Source organism: Erwinia sp., assembly GCF_031978025.1.
Taxonomy (GTDB): Bacteria; Pseudomonadota; Gammaproteobacteria; order Enterobacterales; family Enterobacteriaceae; genus Erwinia.
This window is the reverse complement of record NZ_DALZCD010000011.1, coordinates 9,351-21,841: the sequence shown is the minus strand read 5'-3', so window position 1 is coordinate 21,841 and position 12,491 is coordinate 9,351. Positions and strand designations below refer to the sequence as shown.

General features: G+C 55.2%; 9 protein-coding genes. 5 read left to right on the top strand and 4 right to left on the bottom strand.

The window, feature by feature from the left end; genetic code table 11:
• Positions 1–81 precede the first annotated feature (81 nt).
• Positions 82–1,008: a sugar kinase gene (locus RTK32_RS01880; RefSeq protein ID WP_312041837.1), complete on the bottom strand. Its 927-nt coding sequence runs from the start codon at positions 1,006–1,008 to the stop codon at positions 82–84.
• 206 nt (positions 1,009–1,214) lie between these two features.
• Here RTK32_RS01880 and pdeH point away from each other — a divergent pair, with 206 nt between their 5' ends.
• Positions 1,215–1,985, top strand: a complete 771-nt coding sequence (gene pdeH, locus RTK32_RS01875; protein ID WP_312041836.1) for a cyclic-guanylate-specific phosphodiesterase — start codon at positions 1,215–1,217, stop codon at positions 1,983–1,985.
• 60 nt (positions 1,986–2,045) lie between these two features.
• Complete coding sequence (locus tag RTK32_RS01870; RefSeq protein WP_312041835.1) at positions 2,046–4,106, top strand: AsmA family protein; 2,061 nt, start codon at positions 2,046–2,048, stop codon at positions 4,104–4,106.
• Positions 4,107–4,186: 80 nt separating this feature from the next.
• Here the strand turns inward: RTK32_RS01870 and RTK32_RS01865 are convergent, their stop codons facing one another.
• Positions 4,187–5,515 (bottom strand): MFS transporter, encoded by a 1,329-nt coding sequence (locus RTK32_RS01865; protein WP_312041834.1) that lies wholly within the window; start codon positions 5,513–5,515, stop codon positions 4,187–4,189.
• Between the two features lie 450 nt (positions 5,516–5,965).
• On the opposite strand from RTK32_RS01865, the gene RTK32_RS01860 reads away from it, so the two are divergent.
• Positions 5,966–6,400, top strand: coding sequence for a hypothetical protein (locus RTK32_RS01860; RefSeq protein ID WP_312041833.1), 435 nt, complete (start codon positions 5,966–5,968; stop codon positions 6,398–6,400).
• 36 nt (positions 6,401–6,436) lie between these two features.
• Here the strand turns inward: RTK32_RS01860 and RTK32_RS01855 are convergent, their stop codons facing one another.
• Entirely contained in the window at positions 6,437–7,876 is a 1,440-nt protein-coding gene (locus tag RTK32_RS01855) for an alpha/beta hydrolase (protein ID WP_312041832.1), read from the bottom strand.
• 607 nt (positions 7,877–8,483) lie between these two features.
• Here RTK32_RS01855 and mgtA point away from each other — a divergent pair.
• A complete protein-coding gene (gene mgtA / locus RTK32_RS01850) occupies positions 8,484–11,129 on the top strand; it encodes a magnesium-translocating P-type ATPase (RefSeq protein ID WP_312041831.1) in 2,646 nt (881 codons plus the stop codon).
• Between the two features lie 132 nt (positions 11,130–11,261).
• On the opposite strand, the gene RTK32_RS01845 is transcribed toward mgtA, so the two are convergent.
• Positions 11,262–11,504: a DUF1158 family protein gene (locus tag RTK32_RS01845; protein WP_312041830.1), complete on the bottom strand. Its 243-nt coding sequence runs from the start codon at positions 11,502–11,504 to the stop codon at positions 11,262–11,264.
• 372 nt (positions 11,505–11,876) lie between these two features.
• On the opposite strand from RTK32_RS01845, the gene mntP reads away from it, so the two are divergent.
• A complete protein-coding gene (mntP, locus tag RTK32_RS01840) occupies positions 11,877–12,443 on the top strand; it encodes a manganese efflux pump MntP (RefSeq protein ID WP_312041829.1) in 567 nt (188 codons plus the stop codon).
• Positions 12,444–12,491: the final 48 nt, after the last annotated feature.

Below are 12,491 nucleotides of genomic sequence, written 5' to 3'. Positions count from 1 at the left end.
GCATGGCGACATGGGCAGGCGCGGTCCGCATCACTCTGTTAAGCCGCCGCGCCGCATTTTGCAGCGCTGGCGGAGCAGGCGTCAGGCGGGCATGGCAGCAAGCGGGATAATCGCGCCGCGATGCTGGATCACCGTACTGGCCGTCAGGTGGCCCCGTCTGGCCGCCTCTGCCACACTGCCGCCGTTCAGGCGTACAGCCAGATAGCCTGCGCTAAACGAGTCACCCGCCGCGGTGGTGTCCACAATGCGGCTGGCCGGGAGCACCTGTGCGGGGACGTCCACCCTGGGTTCGCCGCTCAGGGAAACCAGGCAGGAGTCTGCTCCACGCTTGATGATGACCTCCGCCACGCCGGCTTCATGGGTTCTGGCGATGACGCGATCTACGGGCGTTTCTCCCCACAGCAGCTGCTCGTCATCCAGCGTCAGGAAGGCAATATCGGTCACGGCCAGCATGGCCTGATAAGCAGCCTGTGCCTCTGAAGCAGAAGCCCAGAGACGGGGGCGATAATTGTTGTCGAAAATGACCTTGCCGCCGTTGCTACGGCAGCGTGCCAGCAGCGTCAGCAGTTTTTCACGGCCTGCCGGCGTCAGGATGGCCAGGCTGATGCCGCTCAAATAGAGAAAGTCGAACTGCACCAGCTGTTGGCAAATGTCGTCGGCCCGCTCGCCTTCCAGCCAGAAGCGTGCGGCTGCATCATTGCGCCAGTAATAGAACGTGCGCTCGCCCCGGGCATCCGTTTCGATCACGTAAAGGCCGGGCAGTTTGTTTTCCATGCGCTGGATAAGCCCGGTTTGTATTTTCTCCTGCTGCCACGCCGCCAGCATCTCGCTACTGAACGTATCCGTGCCCAGCGCGGTAACGTAATGCACCGCCAGCTGACGGGTCTGGCGGGCAAGATAAACGGCCGTATTCAGCGTATCACCACCAAAACCGCGGCTCAGACTATTTTCCTGTTGGGACAGCTCAATCATACATTCGCCGATAACGGCGATATTTTTTTCGCTCATGATAATCCGCTCGCTCCGTTTTTCGTCTTAGTGTCGCCGTGCTGACTGCCCCAGTCAATATTTTAAAACAGCGTTTTATTTTTAAAAAAGGTCACATCGCGACCGGCTCTGCCGCACAAGCGCGTAATAAAGTTATCCAGGGGAATGCCGATACTGATGACAGAAGCCCCCTCCTGTAAGGCCTCAAAAATGACAAGGATCTTAATATGGTGCTGAAGAACATCAGACACCGGCTTCCTCCCTCACCTGTCCTGAAACAGCAGCAGGAGCATCTTTACTGGCGAGAATGCCAGCGCACCTATACGTTTCAACCGATCTACCGGGTAACCGGCAGCCTGATGGCAATTGAGTTGCTTACCGCGGTCTTTCATCCTTCCGCGCCGGGCCAGAGGGTATCGCCGGAGTCCTATTTTGCCGCGCTTGATGCGACGGAGCGGATGCTGATTATTCGTGAGCAGCTGGAACTGCTGGAGACGTGGAAAGCAAAATTTATCGAAGGCGGAATGGTTGCCTCGGTCAATATTGACGGCCCAACGCTGCAGGCCGTCCAGCACAACCCGGTGGTTCGCCAGCTTATCGCGCGTTGTCCGTGGGTGCGTTTTGAGCTGGTCGAGCATCAGTTGCTGCCGCAGGCAGGCATGGTAGCTCAGATACCGGAACTGGGACCGCTGTGGCTGGACGATTTTGGCTCGGGCATGGCGAACTTTTCCGCGCTGTCAGAACTGAAATATGACCATATCAAACTGGCACGTGAGCTGTTTATCCTGCTGAGAAAATCGGAAGAGGGCCGTAGTCTGTTCAATATGCTCCTGGCATTGATTAACCGCTACTGCAAGGGCGTCATTGTGGAAGGCGTCGAGACGCTGGAGGAGTGGCACCAGGTGCAGAACTCGTTTGCCTGCGCCGCGCAGGGCTACTATTTTGCCCATCCTATGCCGTTTGACCAGCTGGAAACGCTGCCGCTGAAGCTGGCGTAATGCCGTTTTCTCCCCGCTCGTCTATCTTTACAGAAGACGAAGTGAACAAGGAGATAAACAGTGTCGCGCACAGGAAAAGTAGTTAGCTGGATTGTCGGGATTTTTTTGTTGCTGGTTGTGGTGGTAGTGATCGTTATCGCGACATTTGACTGGAATCGCCTGAAGCCAACTATCAATCAGAAAGTCTCAACAGAACTGAACCGTCCCTTCGCTATTCGCGGCGATCTGGGCGTCGCCTGGGCGCGTAACCGCGACGAAGCGGGCTGGCGCAGCTGGGTGCCGTGGCCGCACGTGCACGCACAGGATATCCTGCTGGGAAACCCGCCTGCAATTGCCGATATTACGATGGTGCATTTGCCTCGTGTGGAGGCAACGCTGTCCCCGTTAGCCCTGGTGCATAAAGAAGTCTTTATCCCGTGGATCAAACTGGAGCAGCCCGATGCACGCCTGATCCAGACGGCGGCAGGCAAAAATAACTGGACGTTTGACCTGGCTGCCAGCGACAACGCCGCAGCCAGTGAGCCTTCCGCATGGACGTTTCGCCTGGATAACATTCTCTTCGATCGGGCAAAAATTGCTTACCGGGACGCCATCAATAAGGCCGATGTGCAGGTGACGGTCAATCCGCTGGGCAAGCCTGTTCCCTATGCGCAAATCGCGGGCGGTAAGGACGATGCGGGTCAGAAAGGCGCATCAGACCTGGTTTTCGGCTGGAAAGCGGCCGGAACTTACAACGATGAAAAGTTGACCGGTGACGGTAAACTTGGCGGCATGCTTTCGCTGCGTAGCAAAAACAATCCTTTCCCTGTCCAGGCCGATGTGCACAACGGCACCACGCGCGTGCAGATAGTGGGCAGTCTGCAGGACCCGATGAATCTGGGCGGGCTGAATATACGCCTGCGCTTCTCCGGCGATACGCTGGCAAACCTGTATGGCCTGACCGGCGTGCTGCTGCCAGATACGCCTCCTTATGAAACTGACGGCCATCTGATTGCGCGTTTTCAGCAAAAGGGCGGCCCGGTCTTTCATTACAACGATTTTAACGGCCATATCGGCGACAGTGATATTCATGGCTCGCTGACCTATAGCCAGGTGAAGCCACGGCCTAAACTGGAGGGCTCGCTGGAGTCACGTCAGCTGCGTATGGCCGATCTGGGGCCGCTTATCGGCGTCAAATCCGGCAAGGGCAGCGATAAAACCGAGCAGGCCAAAGCGAAAAGAGGGGAAACACCCAATCAGCCTGCCGATCGGGTCCTGCCGCATGACAGGTTCGAGACTAAAAGCTGGGACGTTATGGATGCCGACGTGAAGTTTAGCGGCAAGCGCATCGAACACAGCAATTCTCTGCCTATCAGCGATCTTTACACCCATCTGGCGTTGAAAAACGGCAGCCTGCTGCTGGATCCGCTGCGGTTTGGCATGGCGGGTGGCAACCTTAATTCAACCATCCGTATGGAAGGCGACCACACGCCGATGCGCGCACGGGCCGATCTGCACGCACGTAATCTGCAGCTGAAACAGCTCTTCCCGGGCGTGAAGTCGATGCAAAACAGCATGGGGCAGATTAACGGTGATGCCACGCTGAGCGGCACGGGTAACTCCGTTGCCGATATTCTGGCGACCAGCAACGGCAGCGTGAAGCTGCTAATGAATGATGGTGTTATCAGCCGTGGCCTGATGGAAATCGTCGGTCTTAACGTCGGTAACTATGTAGTCGGCAAGCTGTTTGGCGATGATGAAGTGCGTATCAACTGTGCGGCGGCCGATCTGAAGGTGGATAATGGGGTCGCCTCGACCAAACTCTTTGTCTTCGATACCGAAAATGCGGTCATTAATATCAGCGGCAACACAAACTTTGCGAATGAACGGCTGGATCTTTCCATTAATCCGGAGAGCAAAGGGATGCGCATCGTAACGCTGCGTTCGCCGCTTTACGTTAAGGGCACGTTTAAAAATCCTGATGCAGGTGTCAAAGCCGGGCCGCTGATTGCTCGCGGTGCGGCGGCCGTTGCTTTGGGAGCGGTAGTGGCGCCTGCCGCCGCGCTGCTGGCGCTGATTTCACCCAGCGATAACGAGCAGAACCAGTGCGTTAACGTGCTGGGGCAAATGAAAAAGAAATAAACGAACCCGGCCATTGCGCCGGGTTTTTTTTGCCCAAAAAAACCGGCGCAATGGCCGGTTTAGTGGGGAAAGCAGGGCGGCTAATCAAACAGGGATTCGTGGCGCGTTTCCCGGCTGGCAAGCAGCGCGAACAGCGTCAGGCAGGCCATCGCCGCCAGATAGAGGCCCACATAGAACAACCCATAAGTATGTGCCAGCCAGGTCGCGATATAAGGGGCGACCGAAGCGCCGAGGATCGACGACAGGTTGTAAGAAAACGAGGCCCCCGTATAACGCACCTCGGTTGGAAACAGCTCCGGCAGCAGCGCGCCCATCGGGCCAAACGTCAGCCCCATTACGCTTAAACCGCACAGCAGAAAGGCCATCACCACCCATTGGTTACCGGACCCCAGCATCGACGGGAAAATCAGCGCAAAGGCGATAATCAGTAGCGTAATCACGATCATGGTCTTGCGGCGGCCGAAGCGGTCAGCCAACAGGCCTGCAATCGGTACCATTACGCCAAAGCCGATCACCGCCAGCATCAGCATCCACAACATGGTATTACGCGGGAAACCCAGACCATTTGGCGCAGGTGTGGTGCCATAGGTCATGGAATAAACGGTCATGATATAAAAAAGCGTATAGGTCGCCAGCATGATAAAGGTGCCCAAAATGGTCGCCTTCATGTGTTTCGACAGCAGCGTACCGATAGGTATTTTGACCTGCTTTTTCTCTTTTTTTACTTTCGCGAAGACGGGCGATTCGTTAAGTGAAACGCGCACGTAAAGACCAATCAGCACCAGCACCGCGGAGAGGATAAAGGGTACGCGCCAGCCCCACTGCATAAACTGTTCATCGGTTAACAGCCATGAGAGAAGCAGAAAGGTGCCGTTAGCGAAAAAGAAACCAATGGGCGCGCCAAGCTGTGGAAAGGAACCATAAAGCGCCCGTTTTTTTGCCGGAGCGTTTTCGGTCGCCAGCAGCGCCGCGCCGCCCCATTCGCCCCCCAGCCCCAGACCCTGACCAAAACGCGCCAGCGCCAGCAGTAAGGGCGCGAAGACGCCGATAGTCTGGTAGCCCGGCAGCAGGCCAATAACCACGGTAGAAATGCCCATTGTCAGCAGCGAAGCCACCAGCGTGACTTTACGTCCTGCCCGGTCGCCGAAGTGGCCAAAAAGCGCCGAACCGATTGGGCGGGCAATAAACGCGATAGCAAACGTAGCCAGCGACTGTAGCGTAGCGACGGTTGCATCTCCCTGCGGGAAGAAAATATGGGGGAACACGATCACCGCCGCAGTGGCGTAAATATAGAAATCGAAAAATTCAATAGCGGTGCCGACCAGCGAAGCGATCACGACTTTGCCGCGTGAATTTACGGGTGGAGTGTCCTGTTCAGCGTTGAGCGATGGTGCGATGGAGGCTTGCATAATTGTTTCTTATTTGTAATACGTGAAAAGGAATCTTACGCACTGGATCCTGTTCGTTCAATGGTGAAAAGGCGGCGTGCGGGCGCGCCAGCCTTGGAAAAGAGGATCGTGCGTGAGATAACGTCGTCACTGGCTGATAGCCGGGTAAAACGTCCTTTTTATGGCAAGATTCACCAGTAAAGCAGCGATAAAAAGTATCTCCTCAGGCGAAAATGCCTTTGGTTGCTTACTTTTTATACTTTTGATGGCATATTCGGCTGAGGACATCAGGCGTGGCCCTTCCCCTTACGCTGTAACAAAACGTGTCGGCACCGGCTAAATCAATCTTAAATCAACCTCGCTTTTCTGGCTCCATTCCACTTTTTCCTGATCGAAAGCAGCTTGCCAGACTGGCCTGCCAATACACTTTCCTGACATTTTTTCTCTGAATTTCTGAAAGGTTTTTCCCGGATGCGACTCACTCCTCGCCGTGCGCTGACGCGCCTTTTACCGCTGCTGCTGTCTACCTTTACGGTATCCGCGACGCCGCCTGTCGCCGTAACAGTTACCCGCGAAAAAGTGACAGCACCTCGCCACTACCTGGGCCGTGTTATCTTGTCCGGCATTTGTATGGTAGTGCTCATGTTGTGCGCCTGCATTGCCCTCATAAAGAGGCCATTGGCAGGTTTTAACCGTTTTATTAACCGGGTTCGCGACGGATACGTTGCGCTTACGCAAAAAATGAATCGCTACGCCATGACCACGGTCGGCGTGCTATTGGCGGCAGGCATCGTGACCTGGTTGAGCGACCATCAGCAGCCCAACAGCCCGCAGGAGGATGAAAGCTACCTGTTTAGCTATGCCCCGCTACCGGAAGGCGTTGCCCTGCCGGAAAGCAGCAGGTGATGCAGTAAATCTACGTGGAGCAAACCGCGCCCGATCTTACAGCGTTTGATTAACGCGCTGCTGCATCCAGAGCCAGAACGGATTGGAGGCCTGGCGCATCAGCATATCCAGACTGACCATCAGCACGCTGCGCTCGCCACGTGGCGTCAGGACGCCAAAACTGACGCCGAACTCGTTCAGCTGGTCGGGCTGACGACCATACAGCGAGTCGCTGAACGGGAAGGGCAGCGCCACGTGGGAGAGGGAATAGACATCCGACGGATAGCTGACGCCTAACGGCATGCTGGTGGCTACGCTGCTGCCCGCAGGCGTGGTGCGGGCAACGACATCGTTGCGGGTTGGTGTCGCGTTGGTCACCAGGGTAACAGCGTAGCGGCGCGGCGCGGCCGGCAGCAGATTGTCCGCCGCGTGCAGGGCCGTTTGGCGCATCAGCGGGGAAAGCGCTACCGAACGATTAACGTCGAACAGCACCAGTTCACTGCCGTTGGCAGGTAACAGATTATAAAGACCGCGCACGACGGCGGGCGTGCTTACCGTCGCATCGGCCACGGACTGAAAGGTCAGTACCGGCGGCAGCTTGTCCAACAAATGACTGGCCCGATCGCGGTGCAGTTGGCTTTGTAACGCGCTGGTCAACAGCCATGATTGCCGCGCCGCTTTCACCGGAAAGGAGTTGTATTTAAAAGGATTGAACTCCGGCAGGATACTCAGCCATGCCGAACGGGCAAAGGCGGGCAGCAGCGAGGGCAGGCCGGCCAGGCCCGCGTAACGTGCATAGCTGCTGACGCCAATCATCGGCGAAATCAAAATCAGCCGGGTCGGCACGGGCAGTGAGGGATCTTCCAGCGCATCTAACGTATATTTCATCGCCAGCGCGCCGCCGTTGGAAAAGCCCATTATCTGCAGCGGCGCGCCTGCCGGAATGCGCCGATGGGCTTCCCGCACCGCCAGCCTGGTCGCCGCCAGCCAGTCTTCCCATTCGGTTTGGGTCAGCCCGGCCGGGACAGTACCGTGGCCCGGCAGCCGAATAGCCACCACGACATAGCCATGCCGTTGATAATCCGTAGCGAAATGCCGCAGGCTATAGGGTGAATCCGTCAGCCCATGCAAAAGCACTACCGCGCCACGAGGCTGCCCCTGCGGCAGAAGCTGGTAAGAGTGGTTCCAGTTCGTAGCAAAATGTGCCGGATAAACCGGGCTTTTTTCCGCGTAGCGATTATAGGTTTCCGCACTGTTTTCCGAGGGCCTGACGTCGCGCTGCATTTGGTCAAAAATTTGCTGCTCGTTGCGCAAATAGCCTGACCAGTCGGTACGATCCATCTCTCCGTCGCTAAGCTCGGCAGGGAGCCAGGTATGCCACGGCTCAAGCGCCGGTCCGCGTTCGGTCACGGCAACACGCAGCGCCAGCAGCAGAAAGCCCGTCAGTAACAGCAGCAGCACTATGCGCCGGATCCAGAATCGTGTGCGTTGTAGCATGGCTGCTCCCTTGGCGAATTTGCGCAGGAAGTATAGAGGAAATCAGCGCAACAGCGTTGATCGTCATCATTAATGCCTGGCTGCCCTACCTGTTATGAACTCTCAGCTAAATCACGCTTGTTGATTTCAGGTTTAAGGTAAATGGGCGATTGATTACGGTGATAAATTAATTAAGTTTATGATAAAAAACAATAAATATTTATTTTTCGCCGAAATTTTTCTCTTTGTTGCCTGGATTTACTTCCCCTGCAAGGGGGAATATAGTGGCGGCGATTTCTTCAACGGAGCCAACATTGGACAGTCATCTTTTACTTTTGAACACATAAGGCAGGCTATGCCGTTTGCTTGCCGATAACCGGTGGGCACTGTTTTCTCTCTCCTGAGACATGACACCCCGTCCTGAATTTTTCTCCCGCGCAGCTGCCGGGCAAGGATTAACGATGAAAGAACCTCCGACCAGCGACGGGCGATGGCAATCAGGCAGAGTAAAGCGCACGCGCTTCCCGTAATCTCCTCTTCCCCGCCTCGCCCAATCCTGATTTAAAAATGACATCCTCACGCGCAGGGTCGCTTCCTTGCGCCTGAATAAAAATAAAGGATTTGGCAGATGAAAAAAGCCCATTTAACGCTCGTCCGCGATCTGGCTATCGCAAACGAGATAAAACTGAACCTGGACAGCACGCTGGCGCGCCTGAACACACAGCGCCACGGTTTGACGACTCATGAAGCCAGCGAGCGCCTGCTGGAATATGGCAGAAACGAAATCGCTACAGAAAAAGCGCCGCACGCGCTTATCCAGCTGGCAAAAGCCTTCCACAATCCCTTTATCTGGATCCTGATCGCGCTGGCCGGAATCAGTTTTTGCACTGACTATCTGCTGCCGCTGCGGCAGGGCGAAGAGACCGATCTCACCGGCGTTATCATCATGCTGATAATGGTGGCGCTCAGCGGTCTGCTGCGTTTCTGGCAGGAGCACCGGACCAATAAAGCAGCGGAAGCCCTGAAATCGCTGGTGCGCACGACGGCAACCGTTATCCGCCGCAGCAGCGAAAACGTTGCGCCGGTCAGAATGGAGGTCGTGCTGCAGGAAGTGGTGCCTGGCGACATTATCTTTCTGTCGGCTGGCGATATGATCCCGGCAGATGTTCGTCTGCTTACCTCTAAAGATTTGTTCATCAGTCAGGCTTCGCTGAGTGGCGAAGCGGTGCCGGTGGAAAAATATGTTACGCCGCCCTGGAATCAGGAAGAGGGCGACCTGCTGGACAGGCCAGATATTTGCCTGATGGGAACCAACGTTGCCAGCGGTACCGCTACCGCCGTCGTGGTGGCAACAGGAGACCAGACCTGGTTTGGCTCGCTGGCAAAATCAGTGACGGGCAGCCGACCGCTGACCTCCTTCGATCGCGGTGTGAACAGCGTCAGCTGGCTGCTGGTCCGCTTTATGTTGGTGATGGTGCCCGTGGTGCTGTTTATCAACGGCTTTACCAAAGGCAACTGGACAGATGCCACGCTGTTCGCCCTGGCCGTAGCGGTTGGCCTGACGCCGGAAATGCTGCCCATGATTGTCAGCTCTAACCTGGCGAAAGGTGCCATCGCCATGTCGCGGTGCAAAGTGGTGGTTAAGCGGCTTAATGCTATACAGAATTTTGGCGCGATGGATGTGCTGTGTACCGATAAAACCGGCACGCTGACGCAGGATCGCATTATCCTGGCGCATCATCATGACGCATACGGGAAAAACAGCGACTGGGTTTTGCAGCTGGCCTGGCTGAACAGCAGCCATCAGACCAGCGTAAAAAATCTGATGGATCGGGCCATCCTGAGCTTCAGTCAGGGTAAAAAAGCGGTTAGCGGACTTCATTGCTTTCAAAAAATTGACGAGCTGCCGTTTGACTTCGAACGTCGCCGCCTGTCAATTGTGGTGGCAGACGAGCACGAGCGGCAGATACTGATATGCAAGGGGGCGCTTGACGAGATGCTGTCCATCGCCACCCACTGGCAGGACGGCTGTCAACGCCGTCCACTGGATGACGCTGCACGCCAGCAGTGGAGAAAGCAGGCAGAACACTGGAATAGCCAGGGTTTTCGCGTACTGCTTATCGGTGAGCGTGATATGCAGCTAACGCAGCCGCTGCACAAGGACGATGAACGGGATCTGACCCTTTGTGGCCTGTTGACTTTCCTCGATCCACCCAAAGAGAGCGCCAAAGAAGCTATTGCAGCCCTGCAAGAACATGGCGTAACGGTTAAGGTACTGACCGGCGATAACGCCATTATTACCAGCAAAATCTGTCGCGATGTGGGCCTTGAACCCGGGGAACCGCTGTGCGGCAGTGAAATTGAGCGCATGGATGACAGTGAACTAATGAAGCTTGCTGCCTCACGCACGATTTTTTGCCGCCTGACGCCGCAGCAAAAGTCTCGCGTATTGCACATGCTGCAACAAAACGACCATACCGTTGGTTTTCTGGGGGATGGCATCAACGACGCCCCAGCGTTACGCGATGCGGATATTGGTATTTCCGTCGACAGCGCGGCGGATATCGCCAAAGAGTCAGCCGATATTATTCTGCTGGAAAAAAACCTGATGGTATTGGAGCAGGGCGTCATTAAAGGTCGTGAGACTTTCGGCAACATTATCAAGTACCTGAATATGACCGCCAGCTCAAATTTCGGCAACGTCTTTTCCGTGCTGATCGCCAGCATCTTTCTGCCTTTTTTGCCGATGCTGGCCATCCATCTGCTGATCCAGAACCTGATGTATGACTTCTCCCAGCTGGCGCTGCCATGGGACAAAATGGATAAGGCCTTCCTGCGCAAGCCGCGTAAGTGGGACGCGAAAAATATTGGTCGTTTTATGCTGTGGATAGGGCCGACTTCTTCCTTGTTTGATGTCGCCACGTTTCTGGTGATGTGGCACGTTTTTGCCGCCAACAGCGTGGCGCACCAGGCGCTGTTTCAGTCAGGCTGGTTTGTCGAGGGGTTGCTGTCACAGACGCTGGTGGTGCACATGCTGCGCACGCAGAAGATCCCCTTTATTCAGAGCTGCGCGGCGCTGCCGGTTATGGTGATGACAGGGTTAGTGATGGTATCAGGGATCGTGATTCCCTTTTCACCGCTGGGCAAGGCGATTGGGCTGACGCCGCTGCCCTGGCACTACTTTCCCTGGCTGGCGGCGATGCTGATAGGTTATTGCCTGGTGGCGCAGGGCATGAAACGCCTTTATATCCACCGCTTCGGTCAGTGGTTCTGAGGAGGAAAAATGAAATCTAACCACGCCGTCACGGCCATCGTGCTGTTTTTTGTGGCTTTAGTGATCCTGTCCAGCGGACTGATGATGATCTTCAGCCACTGATTCTTTAAGGCGGACACCGTTCCGCCTTTTTCACACTTTGATAAAGCGCAGCCAGATAAAGCGAAGGATGTAGTACTCCACCGCACCCAGCAGTAAAAACCACAGGCAAAATATCAGCGTGTAGAGCTGGTTGATGTCGCTTAAATGAAACAGCGTCGTCAGGTGGCGCGTCAGCTCAACGCCAAACCAGGGCGCGGGCAGCAGTAGCGCGGAGAGGAAGCCCAGCATCAGCGTACTCATTGGCATTAAAAAGGTCAGAAAAGGATTATTCATAACGGTTCCGTCTCGGTCAGTAACGGTTATTTTCCGGTAAACGGCGGATGGGTTCAACCTTGCTTGCGCGTTCAAGATTTTTCAGGCTTTTTGACGGGCTTTTTTTATGCTTAATTCCCCAATAGCTGAAAGGTCGCTCATCCTAACCCGGTAATTCTTTTAGTGTTTTTACGCCTCTTTTTTATCCAAAATTAGCTTTCGTTAAAAAGTATAGCCAAGGCTATACTTAAACAGCTGATTTTATTGTCTTTTTATACGCGTTATCGCGTGGTAGGATGCATCCACATTAAGCCTGAGGGGCTTGTTTCTTCAACAAGAACCGTACTTTTGAAGTCTGGGCGGTAAGATAATCGCCAGATCGGTATATCCACAATGAACCTATATGCAACCCTTATTCTGGCCTTCGGCATGTCGATGGATGCTTTTGCCGCCGCCATTGGCAAAGGCGCAAGCCTGCAGCGTCCAGGGCTGAAAGAAGCGCTGCGCACCGGCCTGATTTTCGGCACGATCGAAGCGCTGACGCCACTCATTGGTTGGGGAGTTGGTATTGCCGCCAGCCGTTATGTGATGGCTTGGGATCACTGGGTCGCTTTCACCCTGCTGTCGGTGCTTGGCGCGCGTATGATTCTGGAAGGTTTCCGTAAAAAAGATGAGGCGTGTGAAGCCGCAGAGCGTCACGGCTTCTGGCTGCTGGCGATGACCGCTGTGGCGACCAGTCTGGATGCAATGGCCGTGGGTGTCGGGCTGGCTTTTTTACAGGTGAATATTGTGACAACCGCGCTGGCCATTGGCGCTTCCACTATGGTGATGGCTTCTACCGGCATCTTATTAGGCCGTTTCCTGGGGCCGATTATGGGTAAATGGGCCGAGATTTTTGGCGGCGTGGTACTGATTGGGATTGGCAGCAGTATCTTGATAGAACATCTTGGCCTGCTGTAACGGCTGTAACGGCTGTAACGGCTGTAACGGCTGTAACGGCTGTAACGG